This window comes from Shewanella yunxiaonensis (assembly GCF_018223345.1).
GTDB lineage: Bacteria > Pseudomonadota > Gammaproteobacteria > Enterobacterales > Shewanellaceae > Shewanella > Shewanella yunxiaonensis.
In genome coordinates this window covers 3,635,836-3,656,841 of the sequence record NZ_CP073587.1, presented here as the reverse complement: position 1 = coordinate 3,656,841, position 21,006 = coordinate 3,635,836, and the positions used below count along the sequence as shown (strand labels likewise).

Annotated in this window: 23 protein-coding genes; 9 read left to right on the top strand and 14 right to left on the bottom strand. The window is 50.4% G+C overall.

All coding sequences use genetic code 11. From position 1 onward, the window contains the following. Nucleotide 1: 1 nt before the first annotated feature. Both KDN34_RS16735 and KDN34_RS16730 read right to left on the bottom strand, forming a co-directional pair. Nucleotides 2–322, bottom strand: coding sequence for an AzlD domain-containing protein (locus tag KDN34_RS16735; RefSeq protein WP_212594822.1), 321 nt, complete (start codon nt 320–322; stop codon nt 2–4). Next, nucleotides 319–1,068: an AzlC family ABC transporter permease gene (locus KDN34_RS16730; protein ID WP_212594821.1), complete on the bottom strand. Its 750-nt coding sequence runs from the start codon at nt 1,066–1,068 to the stop codon at nt 319–321. The genes KDN34_RS16735 and KDN34_RS16730 overlap by 4 nt, the downstream gene beginning before the upstream one ends. A gap of 394 nt (nt 1,069–1,462) precedes the next feature. Here KDN34_RS16730 and KDN34_RS16725 point away from each other — a divergent pair, with 394 nt between their 5' ends. After that, the gene (locus KDN34_RS16725; protein ID WP_212594820.1) at nt 1,463–2,611 is read left to right on the top strand and encodes an MFS transporter; all 1,149 of its coding nucleotides are present in this window, start codon (nt 1,463–1,465) and stop codon (nt 2,609–2,611) included. A gap of 170 nt (nt 2,612–2,781) precedes the next feature. On the opposite strand, the gene KDN34_RS16720 is transcribed toward KDN34_RS16725, so the two are convergent. The 5 genes from KDN34_RS16720 to KDN34_RS16700 all read right to left on the bottom strand — a co-directional run bounded on the left by KDN34_RS16720 (nt 2,782) and on the right by KDN34_RS16700 (nt 8,582). Further along, nucleotides 2,782–3,543 carry a S1/P1 nuclease gene (locus KDN34_RS16720; protein ID WP_212594819.1) on the bottom strand — a complete coding sequence of 254 codons (762 nt, stop codon included), beginning with the start codon at nt 3,541–3,543 and terminating at the stop codon, nt 2,782–2,784. Nucleotides 3,544–3,613: 70 nt separating this feature from the next. Then, entirely contained in the window at nt 3,614–4,390 is a 777-nt protein-coding gene (locus KDN34_RS16715; RefSeq protein ID WP_212594818.1) for a CDP-diacylglycerol diphosphatase, read from the bottom strand. Nucleotides 4,391–4,536: 146 nt separating this feature from the next. Beyond that, complete coding sequence (locus KDN34_RS16710; RefSeq protein WP_228730379.1) at nt 4,537–6,282, bottom strand: aryl-sulfate sulfotransferase; 1,746 nt, start codon at nt 6,280–6,282, stop codon at nt 4,537–4,539. Between the two features lie 121 nt (nt 6,283–6,403). After that, the gene (locus KDN34_RS16705) at nt 6,404–7,864 is read right to left on the bottom strand and encodes a sensor histidine kinase (protein ID WP_212594817.1); all 1,461 of its coding nucleotides are present in this window, start codon (nt 7,862–7,864) and stop codon (nt 6,404–6,406) included. Then, a complete protein-coding gene (locus KDN34_RS16700) occupies nt 7,857–8,582 on the bottom strand; it encodes a response regulator (protein WP_212594816.1) in 726 nt (241 codons plus the stop codon). Before KDN34_RS16700 ends, KDN34_RS16705 begins: the two co-directional genes overlap by 8 nt. A 178-nt stretch (nt 8,583–8,760) precedes the next feature. Here KDN34_RS16700 and KDN34_RS16695 point away from each other — a divergent pair, with 178 nt between their 5' ends. Continuing rightward, nucleotides 8,761–9,165, top strand: a complete 405-nt coding sequence (locus KDN34_RS16695; protein ID WP_212594815.1) for a hypothetical protein — start codon at nt 8,761–8,763, stop codon at nt 9,163–9,165. A 68-nt stretch (nt 9,166–9,233) separates the two neighbouring features. On the opposite strand, the gene KDN34_RS16690 is transcribed toward KDN34_RS16695, so the two are convergent. After that, complete coding sequence (locus tag KDN34_RS16690; RefSeq protein WP_212594814.1) at nt 9,234–10,391, bottom strand: iron-containing alcohol dehydrogenase; 1,158 nt, start codon at nt 10,389–10,391, stop codon at nt 9,234–9,236. A 179-nt stretch (nt 10,392–10,570) separates the two neighbouring features. On the opposite strand from KDN34_RS16690, the gene KDN34_RS16685 reads away from it, so the two are divergent. After that, the gene (locus tag KDN34_RS16685; protein WP_228730378.1) at nt 10,571–11,455 is read left to right on the top strand and encodes an AraC family transcriptional regulator; all 885 of its coding nucleotides are present in this window, start codon (nt 10,571–10,573) and stop codon (nt 11,453–11,455) included. Between the two features lie 381 nt (nt 11,456–11,836). Then, the gene (locus KDN34_RS16680; protein ID WP_212594813.1) at nt 11,837–12,376 is read left to right on the top strand and encodes a hypothetical protein; all 540 of its coding nucleotides are present in this window, start codon (nt 11,837–11,839) and stop codon (nt 12,374–12,376) included. A 157-nt stretch (nt 12,377–12,533) separates the two neighbouring features. Here the strand turns inward: KDN34_RS16680 and KDN34_RS16675 are convergent, their stop codons facing one another. The 4 genes from KDN34_RS16675 to KDN34_RS17525 all read right to left on the bottom strand — a co-directional run bounded on the left by KDN34_RS16675 (nt 12,534) and on the right by KDN34_RS17525 (nt 15,259). After that, the gene (locus KDN34_RS16675) at nt 12,534–14,171 is read right to left on the bottom strand and encodes a PepSY-associated TM helix domain-containing protein (RefSeq protein ID WP_212594812.1); all 1,638 of its coding nucleotides are present in this window, start codon (nt 14,169–14,171) and stop codon (nt 12,534–12,536) included. A gap of 5 nt (nt 14,172–14,176) precedes the next feature. After that, a complete protein-coding gene (locus KDN34_RS16670; protein WP_212594811.1) occupies nt 14,177–14,458 on the bottom strand; it encodes a hypothetical protein in 282 nt (93 codons plus the stop codon). Continuing rightward, on the bottom strand, nt 14,455–14,718 hold the full coding sequence (locus tag KDN34_RS16665) for a hypothetical protein (RefSeq protein WP_212594810.1): 264 nt from the start codon (nt 14,716–14,718) through the stop codon (nt 14,455–14,457). Before KDN34_RS16665 ends, KDN34_RS16670 begins: the two co-directional genes overlap by 4 nt. Nucleotides 14,719–14,950: 232 nt before the next feature. Next, entirely contained in the window at nt 14,951–15,259 is a 309-nt protein-coding gene (locus KDN34_RS17525; RefSeq protein WP_228730377.1) for an excalibur calcium-binding domain-containing protein, read from the bottom strand. A 141-nt stretch (nt 15,260–15,400) separates the two neighbouring features. Here KDN34_RS17525 and KDN34_RS16655 point away from each other — a divergent pair, with 141 nt between their 5' ends. The 4 genes from KDN34_RS16655 to KDN34_RS16640 all read left to right on the top strand — a co-directional run bounded on the left by KDN34_RS16655 (nt 15,401) and on the right by KDN34_RS16640 (nt 18,579). After that, nucleotides 15,401–16,267: a patatin-like phospholipase family protein gene (locus tag KDN34_RS16655; RefSeq protein ID WP_212594809.1), complete on the top strand. Its 867-nt coding sequence runs from the start codon at nt 15,401–15,403 to the stop codon at nt 16,265–16,267. Nucleotides 16,268–16,288: 21 nt separating this feature from the next. Next, a complete protein-coding gene (locus KDN34_RS16650) occupies nt 16,289–17,134 on the top strand; it encodes a PfkB family carbohydrate kinase (protein ID WP_212594808.1) in 846 nt (281 codons plus the stop codon). Nucleotides 17,135–17,503: 369 nt separating this feature from the next. Then, entirely contained in the window at nt 17,504–18,226 is a 723-nt protein-coding gene (locus KDN34_RS16645; protein ID WP_212594807.1) for an MOSC domain-containing protein, read from the top strand. A gap of 2 nt (nt 18,227–18,228) precedes the next feature. Next, on the top strand, nt 18,229–18,579 hold the full coding sequence (locus KDN34_RS16640; RefSeq protein ID WP_212594806.1) for a DUF4870 domain-containing protein: 351 nt from the start codon (nt 18,229–18,231) through the stop codon (nt 18,577–18,579). A gap of 9 nt (nt 18,580–18,588) precedes the next feature. On the opposite strand, the gene KDN34_RS16635 is transcribed toward KDN34_RS16640, so the two are convergent. Both KDN34_RS16635 and rsmD read right to left on the bottom strand, forming a co-directional pair. Continuing rightward, nucleotides 18,589–18,882, bottom strand: coding sequence for a DUF1145 domain-containing protein (locus tag KDN34_RS16635; protein WP_212594805.1), 294 nt, complete (start codon nt 18,880–18,882; stop codon nt 18,589–18,591). Then, complete coding sequence (gene rsmD, locus KDN34_RS16630) at nt 18,882–19,466, bottom strand: 16S rRNA (guanine(966)-N(2))-methyltransferase RsmD (RefSeq protein ID WP_212594804.1); 585 nt, start codon at nt 19,464–19,466, stop codon at nt 18,882–18,884. Before rsmD ends, KDN34_RS16635 begins: the two co-directional genes overlap by 1 nt. A 244-nt stretch (nt 19,467–19,710) precedes the next feature. On the opposite strand from rsmD, the gene ftsY reads away from it, so the two are divergent. Next, a complete protein-coding gene (gene ftsY, locus KDN34_RS16625) occupies nt 19,711–21,006 on the top strand; it encodes a signal recognition particle-docking protein FtsY (RefSeq protein WP_212594803.1) in 1,296 nt (431 codons plus the stop codon).

Here is a 21,006-nt window from a genome sequence, read left to right as displayed (position 1 = left end):
CTTAGCTCGCAGACATCCACCAGTTAAGCAGATAAAAAGCCAACAAACTGAGTGCTACTGCACTCAACATGTGCCTGACAACGTAAGCAATCACTACGGCAATAATTGCTCCCCAAAGGTAAGGATTGTCTGGCAGCGGTCGCAAAGTACCATGATCTACCAAGATGACCGGGGCACAGATAGCGATAAGCAAACAGGGGGCAGAGTAAGATAACGCTTCACGCACCAGTTTCGGGATCCGCAGCGGCAGTTTGGGTTCCAGAAACAGATAGCGATTGAAAAAGACAATAACGGCCAGCGTCAGAAGTAACAGCCAACTCATACTGATTCCTCCGCGGGCTTAGGCAACCAATGGGCGACAGTGACGGCGAAGGCCATGCCACCGATACCGGCAATGACGATAGCGCCTTCAACTTGGGCTAGCGTTAATACCGCAGACAGCAGTAGCGAAAAAAGCCCCCCGGCCAATGTGCTGAGGTTTTTAATCATGGGCACCACGATGGTGATAAAGGTTGCGATGATGGAGAAATCCAAATGATATTTCGCCAGATCGGGAACTGACGCCGCGAGCCAGATGCCGACACCACTCACCAGTACCCAAAACAGATAGAACGTCAGTCCCGCCCCAATCAGATAACTTACGGTCAGCGCCTGCTCGCGCACTTTCGGCACGCTGAGCGCAAACAGTTCATCGGTCAACAGAAAGCCGATGGGTAATCGGTATTTGAGTTTTAGTTGGGTGACAAACTCACGCAGCGTTAACCCATAAATGAAGTGCTGTGATGTCAGGAAAAAGATAGTGATAATAATGCTGAATACGTTGGCTCCGGAAATCAGCATACTCAAGGTGACCAGTTGCGCCGCCCCGGCAAAAATGATGGCTGACATTCCCAGGCTCTGCCACACGTCCAATCCTGATTGAATCGCCATCGAACCTGCCAGAATTCCCCATGGCAATACCGCCAGACACAGTGGAATGATATCAATAGCCCCCTTTATCAACTGCGCCCGCTGGCCTTTGAGGCTGTATGCTGAAGGATGGTTGTTGTGACTACTGATGTTGTTCATGTGGTGTCGGCATGGATGGCAAACTGGGACTGTGGCAAGTCGTTAACATAGCTGAGCAGCGTTATAGCATGAACACGTCACATAGCGCAGCATTTTCAATAAGCTAGATAGCCGCGATGATGGGGATAACAAGGTCTTTATGGGGCGTGCTGGTGTCACATGAAATAATATATTGATGAAATATTTTGGATGAATATCGCTTATTTTGGTTCTGACTAATTTAAATAATTAAATACATATCAATATGTTAATGTGTTTATTTATGTGCTGCGGTCAATTTTTTAATACAAAAAATATCGTGACACTGCTGCTGCCAAAAGCGGCCGATTGACACCGTTGATGCCGGTGGAATAATGCGCGCATTTTCACTCCTTGCCTCTCCGGTTTCCTCCGCATGTCCATCTATACCCGGCCTGTGCTGTTGCTGCTTAGTGGCTTATTGTTACTGACATTAGCGATTGCCGTGTTGAACACTCTGGTGCCGTTATGGCTGGCCCATGAAAGCTTACCGACCTGGCAAGTGGGTATGGTGAGTTCCTCCTATTTTGCCGGTAACTTGCTCGGCACATTGATTGCCGGACGATTTATCAGTCGTTACGGATTTAATCGCAGTTATTATGTGGCAACCCTGATGTTTGCGCTCGGCTGTGCCGGTCTCGGGTTAATGGTGGGTTTTTACAGCTGGTTTATCTGGCGATTTATTGCCGGTGTTGGCTGTGCCATGATCTGGGTTGTCGTCGAAAGCGCTTTGATGTGCAGTGGTACCTCAACTAGTCGGGGCCGTTTATTGGCGGCCTATATGATGGTGTACTATTTCGGCACGGTTGCCGGACAGTTACTGCTGACCAAATTACCAACGACACTGATGAGTGTGTTGCCGTGGGCGCTGGTGTTAGTGCTGAGTTCGGTACTACCTCTGTTGTTTACCCGCATTGTCAATGCCCAGGAGCCGAGTCAACCGGCGCCGAAAGTGTGGTCGATGCTGAAGTTACGTCAGGCACGACTGGGCGTTCACGGTTGTTTGATTTCCGGGGTGGTACTGGGGTCGCTCTATGGCTTGATGCCGTTATATCTCAATCATCAAGGGATGTCTGATGCCAGTGTCGGCTTCTGGATGGCGTTGCTGGTGAGCGCAGGGATTTTAGGTCAGTGGCCGGTGGGGCGACTGGCAGATCGCTATGGCCGGCTGATGTTGTTGCGAGTGCAGGTGTTCGTGGTGATTCTGGGGTCATTAGCCATGCTGGTTCATGCAGCACTGACCCCCGCCCTGTTTATCCTCGGTGCGGCGGGTTTTACTTTGTACCCGGTAGCGATGGCCTGGGCCTGTGAAAAAGTGCCTCATCAACAGTTAGTCTCGATGAATCAGGCATTATTGCTGTCTTACACCACCGGCAGTCTTTTTGGGCCGTCTTTGATCGCGCTGCTGATGCAGCAGTATTCCGATGGCTTATTGTTCCTGACCATGGCGGGGGTCTCGTTCCTCTACCTGTTAATGTTGCTGAGAAAGCCCGGGCAACATGCCAATCCCGTGGCTCATGCCTGATCTCGGCTGACCCCAACATGCCGCTGGTAACGATGCGGACGTGCGATGCACTTCTGTTTGTCAGCGGCTTTTATTCTGGCGCCATGTCAGCAGTATTTGCCTGAACGCCGTAGCCTGTTCAGATAGCGACCAGCCTGGAACGACCGGGCTGGGGCTATTGAGTGATACGCTCAAGGGTTATAGATTTGGTCGAGAATTTTGGCCAGACGCACGGCACCTTTTTCAATCTGCTGTTCAATCAATGGGCCGTATTGTTCAACGTAAGGTTGCCCCAGGATCTCATGTGGCTGATACCCAGCATAGATCTCGCGGGTCAGCGCCAATGACTCATCGCCCCACTGTTCAGGCGTACCGCTGGCATCGTCCTTGTTGGCGAGTTTTGCCAAGTGATCGCCAAAGTCTTTCCAGTCATCGCCTACCATGTGTTCAATGATGCCAAAGTCAAAAACACCATGCAGATTTGCCGGTTCACCAAAGAAAGTGACTTGTGTTTTATTGCCACCCCAGTCGTCGGCATAGCTGACGTGTAGCGGCTGATGCAGATCCCCGACAAAATGGGCCAGGAAAAACAGTGCCTGCCAGTTTTGTGGATCTTGCTGCAGTTTTGCTTCCTGTTCGGCAATGGCGCTGAGCACACACCCTTTATTGCAATCGGCATCGTGCAGGGTGGTTTCGCTGCGACTGACATTGATGTAATGCAGGTGTTTTGACCAGTCCCATTGGTGGTCTTTTTTGATGTCATCGGCCCAGGTGCAGGCTTCGGCAAAGGAATGGTAAGTCCCTTGTTTTGCCGCAATAGCATCCAATGCTTTTTGGGTGGTTGCTGAAGTCAGGTCGTAGGCCGCTTCACAAAAGGCTTTGTGACCGGTAAAGCCCCAGGCATGTACCTGACTGGACAGTACTAACAACAAAAAGCCGCAATAACGATACATAAGTGGTGGTTCTCCTAAAGCGCGATTAGGCTGAATCGCAAAGGGTAAAGACGATGCCACGAACCCGCAGTTACAACCTGGTGTTTAAGATCGGGCAGCTGTGATTTTGTAACTCTTCTGCTGAAGCGTTATTTGCCGCGAACCAGTTGGCCTTAATTGCCATCAGCACCAATTTGCCATTCGGCAGATTGGCAAGTGCCAGACCATAGTGACCCATATTGTCATTGGCATCTGGCAGTTCCCGAGCAAGCCGGATGAAGGCACTTTCATCATGCAGTTGCTGGTCACTGAGTTCTCGTAACCAATAATCGTTGGGGCCCAGCTCGTGTTGTTGCCAATGGTCGTTGAGCGAGGGGGTTAACACGTCCAGCTGCTGTCTTACATCTTGCCGTAAGCAGGAAATATGGATATGCAGTTGATTCTGGGTACGACCATATTCGGAATTAATTGCCAGCGACAGTGCGCTATCCGGCACCTGTTGATGGTGCTGCACCATAATTGCTTTTGCTAACTGGCGTTGCTCCCAGGCGATGGCAAAAAAGTTAGGGGTATTGCGCTGTAGCAACTCTGGACTTTCAATACCGGAGATGTGGTCAACCGGCATCAACAGGTATTGCAGAATGCCGTTGCGATCTTTTAATGTGACATACCCGAGCGATTCATTGACTTCACTGCACGGGGCTGGCTTACCATGCTCTTCCATGTCTGGCACGCAGCGTTCACTGATCAGTTGCCATAACGCATTTGGGTTGTGAGCGGGAGTCTGCCAGAAATAAGCAGCAACGGCGGCAGCAACGACGATCAGTGCAGCAACTAACAGTAAAAGATTTCGGGCGCTTTTGGTCATTCAATAATACCGGTTAACAACAGTTTGAGGCGACAACTTGGCCGATTATTGTAACGGGCATTACTGAAAAGAAAACAGCTTATCTGCGGATATAGCCAAACAAAAAAAGGCTGCCATTACAGCAGCCTGATGATTATTGATGGTGCTTAACGGCCGAAGGCCAGTTCCGGATGGATCACCAGGGCCCGATAAGAGGCTTGTTGTGAGGTGGTTGCGGTCATATCCAGTTCCACTTCCACCTGCTGGCTGCCGTATTTGACTTCGACGAGTTTGGGTTCGGTCAGTTCCTGTTCCAGCAACTTACCGGTGGCAAAAAACACCATCATGGTGTCGGTATCCGGCTGATAGCGGATGATAGACGTTACCGGACTGTACCAGTCATAACCTTTGTCTTTACCGAACTCCCATTTTTGCTGCACGGTGAGTTTCTGTTCGTCGATCTTGTATTCGACCGCACGGCTATATTTCTGATTGGCAAATAGCGGTTGTTCAAGATGGCGGCCATCGCCATTATCAAACAGTGTTAATGTGCCTTTTTGTGGGACCAGATAAGCCGCGTGCTGCGCATAACCAAAGTCAAAATTGCTGTTGTCACACAAGCCGTTTTCGTCGCAGTCCAGCTGATGGCCTTTGGCATCCACCGGTGTCAGCAGTTTACTGGCCAGTTTTTCATTCCAGCCTTTGCGGGGCGCCAGAATCCATTTCACCTGTTTATCGCGACCAATCTTGAATACGCCTTGATGCCGGAGTGAAATAATGATGGCGTCATCGTGCGGATCATATTCCACCGAGTTTACATGCGCCCAGTTGCGACCGGTTCCGACGCCCATATGATCGCCAAACGGCGCGTCCGGCTCCAACTTGGCATCCTTCGCTTTGAGGTCGACACTGAGACACACCGCCCGTGGATCTAACGCTGACATCAAGGCATCGCGGAGGGGATCGAGAATTTGGTTGAGATCCCAAACATCGACTAATCGGCCATCGGCATCGACTTCGAGGATCTGATCGCGCACCGTATCCACAACTTTGCCATCGGGGCGATGATAATCTTTTTTGGCGGCTCTCAGCAGGAAATGACCATTGGGTAAGGCCTTCATGTCATGCGACATATCGATGTAGCCCCGAGGTAACCAGCGCTGAAAGACCATGCGGCCCATCAGGTCCATGCGGTAGTAACGTTGTCCTTGCAGAAAAACCACATCACCATTGGTGAGCTGATGCACGCCCATCAGAATGCCGCGCTTGGCAATGTCGTTCTGATCGTGAATTTTGTAGGGATCCAGATACCAGCGCACTTCACCTTGAGTATCGGTAATAAATTCAATCGGCCAGCGATCCCACTCCAGCGCACCACCATTGGCCCAACGGATAGATTCTGAGTTCTGGTCGGCAACCAGGTGATTGATCCAATACAGACGTTGTTTAAAGCCTTTGGCAACAGTAACGGGTTTTACGGTCGGATATGCTGACACCGCATTGTCAACACTGACCCCTAGCAAAGGCTGGGTGAAGATCCGGTAAGTTTCATCGACCTGTTTACCGTCCAAGGTGTAACGCAGTTCCACTTGGTTCTGGTAATTGGCATACAGACCGAAGACCGGCACCCCATCGTAAGTCAGCAGTTGGGTGTGGCCGACATTGTAACTGATATCGACGCCCTCTTTGCCCTTACCCTTGACGGTCACCCGCACATCGGTGGGCATATGACCGGCGAGCCCAATAATAGCGGTCAGCGGTGCATAACCATAAGGATTAATGGTCACCAAGCCTAACTGCCCCTGTGATGGGCGGCTGATATTTAATACTGAGGCTGAAGCTTGGGGGACGATCCCAGGAACTGCCGTGATAGTCAGTGACAACATGAGAACGCTGAAAATTGAGCGGCGCATCCTTTCTCTCCATAGCGGTTGTGGAAAAGTCACCAGACTGCAGCCTGGTGAGCCGTTTGGGTAGCGAAAGGATCACAAAACGGAGATAGAAGTCTTTATTCGCGGTTTGATAGCCGTGGATTTAGCTCAGACTCAGGCTGATAGTGGCTTTTAAGCCGTGGGGTTGATTAGCCGCTAACGTCAGGCTGCCACCATAAGCCGTTGCCAATGAGTGGGTGATTGCCAGACCCAGGCCGACATTGGAACCTTCGGTGTCTCGGGCCTCATTAAGCCGGGCAAAAGGTTTAACGACTTCCTGCAACTTATCGGCGGGAATACCAACACCATTATCGCTGACACAGATCGTAAGATTGTCAGCATCCCGCAGCGCAGACAGGGCGATTTGGGCATCGTTGCCAGCATACTGAATCGCATTGTTGAGGAGATTTTCAGTCATACGCCGCACGCTTAGTGGCGGAATGTTACCGGTTAGGCCATCTTGCGCCTGATAGTGGATTGCCACACCTTTTTCATCATATTCATCGACGATGGTCTGCAACAAGCTGTCAATGTTGGTCATCTGCCGCGCTTCTTTTTCCGCATCATTTTTGGCGAAGCGCATGGTCGCAGTCAGCATGCTGTCCATGGTGTTGATGGTGCGCAACAGCTGTTGTTTGTCTTCTCCCTCTTCAATAAATTCCACTCGCAACCGCAGGCTGGTGAGGGGAGTTCGTAAGTCGTGGGAAATCGCCGCCAGCAGTTTGGTTCGTTCGCTAATGTAATCAGTGACCTGATGTTGCATATCGTTGAATGCGTCGATGGTTGGCATTAGGTCACGAGGGCCGTCATTGCTGACTTCATGGACCTGCTTGTTGCGGGCAAAGGCTTGTGCCGCCTGACCCAGTTCGCTAATCGGTTTGAGTGCGCGGCGGACAATGAATAGTGATATCAACACCGTTAGCAACATGACACTGGCGAGCGCAATCAACACGCTGGTGGACCAATGGGTGATATCGTTTTCAATACCGGAAGAAAAGTTAAGCCACTTGCCGGAGCTCAGTTTCACTGAGCCGTCAACGGTGGCGCTGTAATTCAGCCTTACACCCCGACCATAGCGTGGTTCGCGCCGACTCTGGTTGCCACCCATCATGCCATTCCTCGTGGAATCGTTGTCCATCATCGACCGATGCATGGCGTTCATGTCCCGCGATGACAGATCCATCAGCGGGCGTTCTGCTTGTGAGACCAGCGCAATATGTGCCTCCTGAATACCGGCGGCGTTAAGACGTTGCAGCAGTCGCTGTGCCATATCGCTGGAATTTTGCTGACTTTCTACCCGCGGTTTATCGGTAAGTGATAACTGCAGATCAGAACTGCTGCTGGCTTTTAAAATAGAGTCATGCAGAGCGTCTGAGGTTTGTTCAAGGGTATCAGCAATGGAAATGACGCGTTGTAACGCCCCCGATACCGACAGTTGGCTCAGGCGCTGTGATTTGTCATACGATAGCAGAAACAAGGTCAGGCAAAAACTCACGGCAAAGCCAATCAGGATCACCAAACCGATTTGGTGAATAAGCTTCTGCCGTTGATACCAGTTAACCATGTGTCACCTCGCAGCTAAATTGGTAGCCGCCGCCCCAGATGGTTTTAATTAATTTGGGTTGTTTCGGGTCTTGTTCAATTTTCTTGCGTAATCGGCTGATCAAGGTGTCTATCGCACGATCATACACATCCGCTCCACGTCCCTGCACCAGCTTCAACAAATCCTCGCGGCTTAAGACAACATTCGGGTGCGATAGAAATGCCAGCAGCATAGTGAATTCGGTGGAGGTCAGTGCCACTAGCGCATCCGCCGGATCTTTGAGTTCGCGAGTGGTGGTGTTGAGCTGCCAATGGTCAAAAATGTAGAGACTAGGGCTTGCGGTTGCCAGCTCTTCCACATTAGGAATCGCAAAATGGCGCCGCAACACCGATTTTATTCGGGCTAACAGTTCCCGAGGATTGAATGGTTTTGGCACGTAATCGTCAGCACCAACTTCGAGGCCGACAATCCGGTCAATTTCTTCACCTAATGCCGTCAGCATGATGATGGGGATATTACTCTCCGCGCGGATTTCCCGGCAAAGCGTGACGCCGTCTTTACCCGGTAACATCAGATCCAGAATGAGCAGGTCAAAACGTTGCGCTGACATCTGTTTGTACATATCAACACCATCGGCAGCCGTCACTACGCGCAAGCCATGTTGTTGCAGGAAACGCTGTAGTAAGTCACGGATATCTTTGTGATCATCAACGACTAGTATCTGATAAGCCCGTTCCATTTCAACCTCTTAGCTACCTCTTTCAGTCATTACTATATACAGATTATGGCGAAAAGTGTGGCAAAGTTTGTCAGTTCTCCGGATTGTCACCATTTGTCAGAAACGAAAGGATTTGCGACACACATTACTGGTGGGTTCTTGCTGTAATACAACCGTACACAGTAATAGGAGAATCAATATGAAAACCTTATTTAGCGCTGCTTTGATTGTAACTGCCCTGACCGTATCTGCTGGCGCTTATGCGCACTGGGGTAACATGGGCGATGGCAACATGGGATATGGCAACGGCATGATGAATGGCAACTACCAGACCATGCAAGGTATGCATCGCGATCCGCAGGCCATGCAGCAACGGCACCAAATGATGCGCAATAATCCACAGGCGCGTCAGCAATGGATGCAGCAGATGCAGGCAAACGGTGGCCGAGGTCAACATTTCGCCATGCATGGAAATCATCGCCGAGGCGAAGGCTTTGCGATGCGCGGTAGTTGTGGCGGGAATCCAGGCGTAATGGGCAAAGGTATGGGATGGCACGCTCAGCCAGATAAAGCACCCGCTCCCGCCCCCAAAGCTGCAAAATAAGATACCGTGGTCCAACAAAAAAAGCAGGTGTTATCTCCTGCTTTTTTGTTGTGGCATCATTCAGCGAGTTACCAAGCCAATTCTAATATCTGCCGGCTAACTGCAGGGGTAATAGTCTGATGCTCGCCGAGCTTAGTCATGTGGTGGGCTTCCAGTGCTGCGATGATGTCGTTGATGTCCGCCTTGGCCGCATCATAGTCCCGTAACCGGGTTTTAATGCCAAGACTTTCAAAGAATTCGCGAGTTTTGCTAATCGCGGCGTCAATCCGTTCATCTTCGCTACCTTCCGTGATATGCCACACGCGCTCACCATATTGCAGCAGTTTGGTGCGCTTTTGTTCGCGGCAGACTTGCCACAGGGATGGCATAACGATCGCCAGTGTTTGGGCATGGTCGATGCCGAAACGTGCGGTGAGTTCATGACCAATCATATGGGTTGCCCAGTCCTGAGGAACACCAGTGCCAATCAGCCCATTGAGGGCATTGGTCGCAGCCCATACCAGGTTGGCGCGGGCGTCATAATCTTCAGGGTTAGCAACAGTTACTGCGCCAACTTCGATTAATGTCTGCAAAATGCCTTCGGCAAAGCGGTCCTGAATGCGGGCGTCTGCAGCATAAGTGACATACTGTTCGCAGACATGCACAAATGCATCAACCACCCCATTGGCCACCTGGATTTTCGGCAGAGTGAAGGTAAGGCTTGGATCCAGTACCGAAAATTGTGGATAACACTGCGGATGATGCACGCCAAATTTACCTTTCGGGTGACTGACCACGGCAAAGGCATTCATTTCAGAACCGGTGGCAGGCAGGGTTGCGACTGTGGCTAATGGCAGGATTTTGCTGCTGTCGACCGCCGCTGTCCCGTTCCACAATAAGGTGGCAGTATCACCTTCAAAGTGAGTTGCTAAGGCAACAAATTTGGTGCCATCCATGACCGAGCCACCGCCAACCGCCAGCAGAAAGTCGATATGCTCGGCTTTGGCGATGACAGCGGCTTTCATCAGAGTTTCATAGCGTGGGTTGGCTTCAATCCCGCCAAATTCGACGACGTGACGATTGCCCAATGCCTTTGTTACTGCGTCAAGCGTGCCAAATTTTTTCACGCTGCCACCACCATATAACACCAGTACCCGTGCCTGCTGTGGTACCAGTTTATCGATTTCGGCAAGGCGATCTTTGCCGAAAACAATATGGGTTGGGTTGCGATAATCAAAATTGAACATGGAAAGTTCTCCATTTTGCAGATGCGAATTTTACAGGGGGCCATGGTAATCCTTTGTGTGAGAATCGCCATACCCATTGCTGGTCAATTTATGCCTATTCCTATCATGAGCTGTCATCTATGATGAATTTAGTGCTTAAATAATGCTTAATTCTGTCGCAGTTCTTCTGAGAAGGAAAAATGATGTCTGACATTGCACGACTAATGGCGGCGCTGGCACCTAAGGCGGGAACCTTCCCAACAGTGTTGCCTGGGATCCGTATCTTTCGCACTGATAGTTACCAAAGCCGTCGCCCGATGTGCTATTGGCAAGGAATAATGATCGTGGGACAGGGATGTAAGCGGTTATACCTTGAAGACAAAATTCTGGAGTATAACGCGCAGAAGCCGCTGGTGATGACCGTCCCGATGCCAGTGGAGTGTGAGACCTTTGCCTCCGCGGCAGAGCCCACGTTGGTGATGATAGTGGATATTGACCCGCAACTGCTGAGTCGGGTGATCCATCAGCTCAGCCAGTACCATAATCTACCGGTAACGTTGGAACTCAGCCGTCAGCCCGGACTGTTTTTGGCGCAAAACAATGAACTGCTGGAATGTTGTATCGAACGACTGTTGCACACCTTGCAATCGCCACTCGAGGCTTGTGTGTTAGGCGAGGGCATAGTGCAGGAGTTGTTATTCCGGATTTTACTGACAGAAGATGCGGCACCTTTATATGCGTTGGCGTCGGCACATAGCCGTTTAGCACGCATTGATAAAGCATTGCAGTATATCCACCGACATTACAGTGACACGGTCGAGGTGGAACAGTTAGCGGCATTGGTGAATATGAGCAGCTCAGCGTTTCATCGCTGTTTTCGTGAAGTCACTTCCTCTTCACCAATCCAGTACCTGAAAAAGTTACGCTTAAACCGGGCGCGAGAGCTGCTGTTGCAAGGGGTTAAAGTGAAGCAGGCGGCAACTGGTGTGGGCTATGAGAGTGCTGCCCAGTTCAGTCGTGAGTTCAAACGTTACTTTAATCAGAGCCCCGGTAGCTGTGCTAAAACGTTGGAAGCATGGCAGTAGCAATCGCGTAGCATACGTGAATGCCGCTGGCGTTTTAGTGGCCCGGTTCAGAACGTTGAGGGTCACTATGGATAACGCAGCCGAACACAAACAGCTCCACCATCCCTCTAGCATTAACCTGGTTGTCAGATGTACGATAAATTTTACACTAACATAATGATATATAACATTATTCAATGCTAAGTCTTCAGATTTAAACAACATCTCACTGCACTTGCTAAAAACCATGCCAAGACCTAAAAATCCTATACTATTAACCGTACTTTTTATCAGGTTAATATCCAAGAAATAGCTAATATTAATAGTAGGACAGTCGTTTGCCAGGGACGTGGTGGAGCGAATTATGGCAACAATTGTCAGTGATTAATGCGGAGGCGTTGTATGTGCGGCATCAGGTCGTTCAGCGTAGCAGCGTTGATGTTACTGGGGATCTTAGGTTCAGGATTAGCTCAATCTGAAATCGTACGTTGGAATGCCGTCGTCGGTGTACAGGCGGAAGAGGATTCTCCCAATCTGGTCGTCGGCGAGTTCTTTCCCAGCCCTAACTGGTTTTGGGTTGAAGACGGCAAAGTGATGTTTAATTTGGATAGCGGGGAGGTGGATATCCAGTTCAAATACTTGTCTTGGGCTTCTAATAATCCTTCAGCTCAAAGTCCGATAGGGGCGCCTTTAGGCACTTATCCTATCCTGCGTCGGGGCCGGTTTGTGTGCGATGCCCGCGGACAGTATGGTGAGCCGGTCACGGTATCTACAGAGACGTTTTCTCTGGATAACACCGGCTCTGCCAATTACCACGGTCAGGTTGAGGTACAACAGATTTGCCGTGACTACCCAGATCAAATCGCATTTGTGGTTACCGGGGCCAACAGCTTTCGGTATTTTGCTTTTGGTGCAGGGCAGCTAGTGCTGGCCGCCCATTAAACAGCGGTTGATGTACGACTGCGTTATCGGTGACTCATTTAACTTGAAACCCCGTCTAAACTGTCGGGGTTTTTATGTGTTATTGCCTAGTGCCATCAATCTCATGGTTTAAAGGGTATTTTTTCGACCCGTTTCCGACAGCTACCAAGGAACAGCCTCAGCAAGCTGAGGCATTAGAGGTTGTTGACTGAGCATTAGCTTTTGGCGCTATTGCCCAGATACTGTCTGCTGGCCCGTGGTAGGCGCGCTGGCAAGTGAGACGCGCACTATATGAACAGCCAAATGCAAATAACAAGGCCACTAACTCCACCATGAGGTTAGAGAGTGTCTGTGGTGCCCAGATCCCAAGGGTGGGAAAGCATGTGGCGGCAATAGCCGTCAGTGGCATGGCAACACAGGCGAGTGCTGTTAGTCTGAGCAGATGAATGGCGGCTCTCGCTGCTCCCCGCCAGAAGCTGTATATGACCGCAGCGAAGAAACACAGGTAGTAACTCCACAGATAAGCGTAATTACTGTTGTCTACCCAGGCATGGAGCCATTTTGCTGCCAACAGGGTCATGGCGACTGATGCCACCGAACCCAGACAGCAGCCGACGGTGGTTGCCGCCATCAAGCGTACTGTTCGTGGCTGTTGTGGGAGCGTTGTTCCTTTTTGTTGTTGGCGCCGTTTTTCCAACCATAGCAGATTGCCGCTGTAAAACAGCATGGCCCCGCTAAGCCCCATAAAAAAATACAACCAGCGTCCAGGCATACCGCCAAAGCTGCCAAAATGCAGACCAAAGAATACTGAGACTACCCGTCCCCAAAGTCCGGTTTCACCCGGCGTGAAGGTGCTGAATTGTGGCTGCAGCGAATAGGGTTGCAGCGACAAAAAGTCGGCGATGGGGCCACGCATCAGTGCGGCTTCGTTATACATTTCGATTCTCACGGCGGGCCGGGGCGAGTCGAGCCCCATAAACGTCAGTGATTGCGCTTGATAGCCGGGAGCATGACGATTGGCAGTCGCGATAATGTCACTGAGGAGGGGTAAATGTGAGATGTCTAATGGCTGCTTTAATGGCGCGACACGGTTGAACACCGGGCGTTCACCATAAACAAATTCGCTCAGCGCATCGTAAAACACATCATGAAATGCAAACACAACGACGGTGATGGCGATGACGATGTGAAAGGGTAAGGCGGTAATCCCCAGCAAATTATGTGTGTCCAGCCAGAAGCGACTGGCTCCTTTTTTCTGACGCAGCGCGAATAGATTTTTCACTAATGTCGGGAGCAAGAAAATCACGCCTGACACTAACGCCATAAAATACAGTATCGAGGCGATGCCCATCACCAGCACTCCGAGCTGCTCATGGCCAACATCACCTGGGATCCCTGCGGTACGATGTAATTGATCGATCAATGTCCCGAGCTGACTGGGCTGCACTTTTTGCGTCAGCAGCTTGCCCTGTTCATCCAACGTTGCTTGCCATTGTTGTGCATCTAAATTGAGTTCACGACCGCCACCAGATTGGTACCAGGTCAGTGGGGCATATTTGTTATCATCGAGATGCAGCGTAAAGCCTTTACCGATCTCTGGGTGTTGGGCTAGTGCTTTTTGTAGCAGGGTATCGACTTGTGTCACCGGAATCTGCGGCAAAATATCAGTGGGGGGTGAAGCCCAGGCTGATAATTGTGGTTTGAACATGGTTAACGCGCCGGCAAAGAAGCAGATGAACAGCAGTATGCCAGCGGTTATCCCGGTCCAGAGATGTACCTTCTGATAGATCCGGAGAACGTCACTGCGGATTTGCATGGTTTTTACCTCAGCAGAATTAGCAGGCCCCAGGCCAGCAGATTTACACTACCGAGCCAAAGCAATGCTCGACGCCATGAATGGAAAAAATACACAAAGCTGAGAATGCTCAGCCAGATGGGCGCTAGTAGCCACATATTGACCTGATATTTATCTTTGGCCGCAATGCCCCCAGGGCCAAACCAGGCGAATAATCCCACTAACGCTAAGGCGAATGTGAAGCCTAACAGCAATCCGCAGAGTGTTTTCCCGGTCCAATCGGGACGAATTTTGCCATGCTCATTCATTTCAGCGGACTCTCACGCAGTAAGCTGACAAACGGTGCCATACCCAAGCATGTCCCTAAGAGCATCAGCCACAGAAAGAAGGCAGCGGTTGTACTTAGCAAAAGATTCCAGCCGAGCAGCGTTGTCAGTAACAGCATATAGGCTAGGTAGCGATAAGGTGCCTTTGCCAACGGTTCGCTGAGTAATGCCTGTTGTTTACTGCTCAGGTAAAGCAATAGCGTTGCGAGCAGCATCATTAATATGAGCGCGCTAAACCCCATATAATTTCCTTAACTGGCACGCCTTGGTTGCCAGAAAATCATCACAATGCGCGCTAACGTAGCACATTAACCGTAGTTATTAAATGATATCTATTATCATTTTCATTAGCGGATGTAGAAGTGTGAAATCAAACGGATTTATCCACCAGAACACTGTGTTGGCGGGACAAAATGACTCGACGTCAGCGCATTGAATATTGCTAAAACAGCATAGCGTTTTTAGGACGGTAGATTACCAGCGACTGTCATTTTCACAGGGGATACCATCACCATCGCCATCCATTTTGACGTTGGGACAATTGTGGAGGAAAAATTCTGCTTCGGCGCGTGAGTGCATCTGCGAGCAATACTGGCGACCATCGCATTTAAATTGGGTTGCTGCGGGCATGCGATCTCCATAAGCCGGCAATTTGCTGGCTTCGTCAATCACGGTTTGCTTCCATTGCGGCGATTGAGTGACAAACACTTTGTTGCCTTCAAACCGTTGCCATACCATCCAGCAGGCGTAGGCAAATACCACATAAAATAACAGTCGTTTCACCAATTCTCTCCCTGTAAAAGTGACGGTCGTTACAAACTACAGATTATCACCTATTGAAAAATAGCCAATGGATCTCACAAAAGGTTTTCCTGCGAAAAATCCTTGGGTATGCTGCACCCCTTATGACCAAGGAGAATCGTGATGATGCAAACCGCATTAGTACTGGAAGGCGGCGGCCTGCGGGCAATTTATACTGCCGGGGTGCTGGATACCTTTCTGGACGCGGGGTTGACATTTCCCTATCTGGTAGGGGTGTCTGCCGGGGCCATTTATCCGGCCTCATATGTGTCACGCCAGCTCGGTCGGAACTTGCAAATTCAACAAAGCTATTTGACGGACAAACGTTATATGGGGTTGCGGCACTGGCTGAAAACCGGCAATTACATCAATGTTGATTTTAGCTATAGGCAAATGGCTAACAAGCTAATCCCTTTTGATTTCAATACGTTTCTCAATAGTGGCACTGAATTTCGCGTGGGGGCATTTAATTGTCTGACGGGCAACACCGACTTTTTTGGCATGGCCGATTTCTCGGACCATGAGCAGTTTCTGGATGTGCTGATTGCCTCTTCCAGTTTGCCGTTTGTGTCATCGCCAATGTGGATTAACGGGACACCGTATCTAGATGGTGGTATTGCTGCGCCCATTCCTATGGCGCAGGCGCGTAAAGATGGTTTCAGTAAGCAAGTCGTGATCCTGACTCAGGATGCTGCCTATCGCAAATCCGCCTTTAAACCGGCCTGGTTGGCGCGCAAAATTTATCGACGTTATCCGGCGGTGGTCGCTGCGTTGTTACAGCGGCATCAACGTTATAACCAGGCGTTGGATGCGTTACAACAACAGGTCATTGAGGGAAATGCTTTGGTGATCCAACCGCAGGCACCGTTGGGGTTGTCGCGTTTGGAGCGTAATGTCAGCAAAGTCAGTGCGGTGTATCAACTGGGAAGAAAAGACGGCACCGAGCAATTGGCAAGGGTACACGCATTCTTGCAATTATCGTCGCAGTAACTGTTAGCACAGGGGAACATTATGGCCAATATCTTGCTGGTGGCGAATCTGAATTGTGATCGTCTGCTGTTGCTTAACAAAGCGCTGCGAACCGGTGGTCGCTTTCATTATCAGGATGGTGGTCGCCGTTTGGGTGGTGGCGGTGCCAATACTGGTATCGGGCTGGAATGGGCGGGCCATAAAGTCGCGCTGGTTAGCCAATTGGGCCGTGATGAATTAGGGGATTGGGTGCTGGCGGAAGCGGGCATGCAAGGCTTGGATTGCCGACGCGTACAGCGGCATGAAGGCAGTACCAGCGAGATCCTGCTAGTGATGACCCCGGATGGTGAACGCACCATCATTCGCCCAGAACGCCCGAGATTCCAACTGGCAGCACCGCCGCGCTGGTCAGAATGGGATGCGTTGTACCTCAATACCTCTGCCGAAGGTGCCGTAAGTTGGGCGCTGACCGCTTTACCGCAGACACTCGTGGTAGCTCAACTCGCTAAAGATGATCGGTCTCGGCCATGTCATGTGTTGTTGTCGTCGCACTCTGATATGCATGAACGCACAACACTTCCTCGTTGGGAATTTGCGAAGCAGATTGCCGGTGAGGCGCTTCGCTATTTTATTGTGACTGAAGGTGAACTGGGCGCGCGTTTATATCGTGTTGACGGTGAGTTACAGGTGCCCGCTGTCACGGCTAGCGTCGTCGATACTACCGGCGCTGGCGATGTTTACGCTGCGGGACTGATTCATGGTTTATTGTCAGGGCTGGCAATTGAACAGGCCATGCAGGAAGCGGCAATTTGGGGCGCTTATGCGGTGGCATCAGAAACTTCGGTGCCCGGGGCCGCATTACGACTGTACCTGCAAGGGGCCATTTAGTAGATGTCATAAAAACACTATATGGGCGTCATGTCGTTGTCATGGTTAACCCCTAGCATTTCCCTCGAGTTAGATAAGGCAGTTTTCTGCAGACTCTCCCTTCCTTCTTCGTTGTTTGTGGTTTTTGGCCTCGCTGTTAGCGGGGCTTTATTTTTGTCATTCGTCTGTCATCTCGTTTTGACATGATGGTGTTACAACCTCGTGGTCAATTGCTGCGAGTGCTTGCTCATTTGCTGTTTACTCCTTCCGCCCTGTTCCCCAACGGGGCATTTTTTTAGGTAAGTCCTGTGTACCACACAATCAGTGACTCATCTGCTGCTTTTGTGATAAAACAATTACTTAGTTAAGGTCATTTTTCAAGGTTCTCTCATGTCTGCCTCTCTGTCTTTGCCATCACATCAATTGTGCGGTTTATATGCGGGTGACAATCTGCTGTTTCGTGAAGGTTTGCTAAGTGGCATCGACAGCAAACAGTCGCAACCCGTGTTACAGGTATCTTTCTACGGGGTGTTACACGACGCACAAGCTGACGGCAAAAATCATGGCGGTGCTGAACGCGTGCTGCACCATTTCCCGTTGGAACATTATCAGGTTTACCAACAACGGGAATTGATGGTGCCGAAGCGCACTGCGCCAGCGATGGGGGAAAATATTTCGTCTTTGGGGATCACGGAGCACCATCTGCATATCGGCGATATCGTGGCGTTAGGTGATGTGTTATTGCAGGTGACGCAACCCCGCGCGCCCTGTTTTAAGCTCAATGTGCAGTTTGGTCATCCTGGCTTTTCACTGGCCATGCAAGAAACCGCCATGTGCGGTTGGTTTTATCGGGTATTGCAAGAAGGGACGATCAAATTAGACGATCAGTTGATTTTGCGTGAACGGCACTCGGATATCAGCCTCGCGGAGTCGATGGCACTGTATTTTGCCCCACAATATGATGCTGCGGCCTATGAAAAGCTGTTAACCGCCACCGGCTTAGCCAGCGACTGGCAGCACAATCTGCAACAGCGCTTAGCTAACGGTAAGATTGAAGATTGGCAAAAGCGCCTACACGGCCCCGTACAATTTCAGGCTTTACAAGGAAGGTAACCATGTACAATTCACCATTACCAAAACAGGAACGGGATATGGGAATGCTAGTGCATTTAGCCACGTTTGCCGGGTACCTGATCCCCTTTGGTAATCTCCTTGGGCCGCTCATTGTGTGGTTGATGAAGCGCGAAGATTCCGCATTTGTTGATGCCTGCGGGCGCAACACCCTCAACTTTCAAATCAGCATGTTGATTTATTACGCCATTGCCATCGTGCTGGCGTTTGTGCTGATAGGCTTTTTTCTGATCGGCTTGCTGGTTTTACTGAATGTGATTTTCACTATTGTTGCCGCCATTAAAGCCAGCGAAGGCAAGGTGTTTAAATATCAGTTGGCGATTGGCTTTTTGTAAGCACGGCGTTTATCGCTGATGTGGTGATTGCGCTTGCTGCTGCAACAACTTCTGCCGGTACTCCAACAATGCAAATACGCCAAAAATAAACGCTTTTACATAGTCGGCTTTTGCGAGTGGCAAGGCCTGATTGAACAGCGTGTAAAAGATCAGCGTTTGCAACCCATGCATCATGGTCGTCACTCCCAACAGAATGTTAAGGATGATGGCGATATTGCCGGCAAATGGGTGCAGCAGATTAAATACCATCAACAACCACGCTAGCGCGGTGATGCTTTTGCCAAACAGGATGGTAGCACGCATCAGTTAGCCTCCTCCTGATAACAATACAGCCGATAACTGACCTGTCCGGCTTGCTTTTCTTTCAGCGGTTGCCATTGTGGTGGCAGTGGTAACCCGTGCAGCTCTGCTTCAACTTCGACATAAATCAATGCCCCATCATTAAGCCAGCCGTGCTGTTGCACTAGCGCAATAGCCTGTGCTGCCAGACCTTTGCGAAATGGCGGGTCGATGAATACGATATCAAACCGCTTGTCTGCCGGACGATTCAATAGCTGTAGCGAATCGCCAATGATCACTTCGGCGTTATCGCATTTCAGTGTGGCTAAATTGGTCTGCAGCTGTTCGGCCGCACTGCGCTGTAGTTCGTGGATCCGGGCAAACGCTGCGTAACGCGACAGGGCTTCCAGCGACAATGCGCCGCTGCCAGCAAAACAGTCCAGCACATTAGCGCCGGTCAGGTAGCCACTCAACCAATTGAATAGCGTTTCTCTGACACGGTCGGTTGTGGGCCGTAAACCTTCCAGATCCTTAATCGGCAGTCTGCGAGAACGCCATTGTCCCGCGATAATTCTTACCTGACCGCTGCCCGGACGATTTTTGGTCATTGTGCCCCCGTGATGTTGCCGACAGAAATAAAGTGGTAAACTGTCCCGATTATTTAAATTCCCTTCATAATGCAGTGCGTTAACCGCCAATGAAGGCTTGGAAGGGAACTAAAAGCGTCGCTATTCTATAACAAAGTTATCGTTGAAGGCGAAAAGCCAATGCTGCGATAAGTCTGCGACCACTAAACAGTGGCCTAAGAGGCTCCTGAAACTTCCCACCCAAGAGATTGAGCACAGAATACTGATGGCAAAAAAAGGTTTATTTTCCTGGTTCCGTAAAGATGCACCTGTTGAGGACGCCGCAGCGGAATCGCCTGCTACCGATGTTGAAAACATTGCAACCGGAGCCGAGTCTGCTGAAGAGGACGTCTCTGCTATTGAGACACCAGATCGCGCGGCAGCAAGCACTGAAAGTCTTGAGACAGACACCGTAGCACCCGAGAGCGAAGCGGCCGTCGCCGCGGACACTGCAGCTTCCGCTATTGCTGAAGCATTCCAGGGCGCTGCAGATGAGGTCGTGACTGAGGACGTTACACCATCAGCAGAGGAAGCTGTCGCAGAAACCGTTAGCGTTGAAGTTCAGCCAGAGCCTCAGGAAAAGCCGCATAAAGAGGGGCTGTTTGCCCGCCTGAAACGCGGTCTGATGCGTACCAGTGAGAACATCGGTAGTGGTTTTATCGGTTTGTTCCGCGGTAAGAAAATTGATGATGAGTTGTTTGAAGAGCTAGAAGAACAACTGCTGATCGCTGATGTTGGCGTGGAAACTACCACCAAGCTCATCAATAGCCTGACCGAACATGCTAATCGCAAGCAACTCAAGGATGCAGAAGCGCTGTATGCCTTGATGCAACAGGAGATGCTGGCAACACTGGAACCGGTAAGTAAACCGTTAGTGCCGGAAAATGCCGCTGGCCCGTTTGTGATCTTGATGGTCGGCGTTAACGGGGTCGGTAAAACCACCACTATCGGTAAATTGGCCAAGCAATATCAGCGCGAGGGCAAATCGGTCATGCTGGCGGCAGGTGATACCTTCCGCGCGGCAGCGGTGGAGCAGCTCCAGGTATGGGGACAGCGTAATAATATTCCCGTCATTGCACAGCACACCGGAGCTGATAGCGCATCGGTATTATTTGATGCACTGCAAGCGGCTAAATCCCGTAAAGTGGATGTATTGATCGCCGATACTGCGGGGCGTTTGCAGAATAAGGCACACCTGATGGATGAGCTGAAAAAAGTGGTGCGGGTGATGAAAAAGCTCGATGAAGACGCTCCGCATGAAGTGATGCTAACCCTTGATGCCAGCACCGGCCAGAATGCGATCAGTCAGGCACAATTGTTCCATGAAGCCGTGGGGGTCTCCGGTATCACAATCAGCAAGCTGGATGGCACTGCTAAAGGCGGAGTGATCTTTGCTATCGCTGATAAATTTGGTATTCCTATCCGTTACATAGGTGTAGGTGAGCAGATTGATGATCTGCGGACTTTTAATGCCAAAGACTTTATCGATGCCCTGTTCAGTCAGGAGAAAGCGGATAGTTAA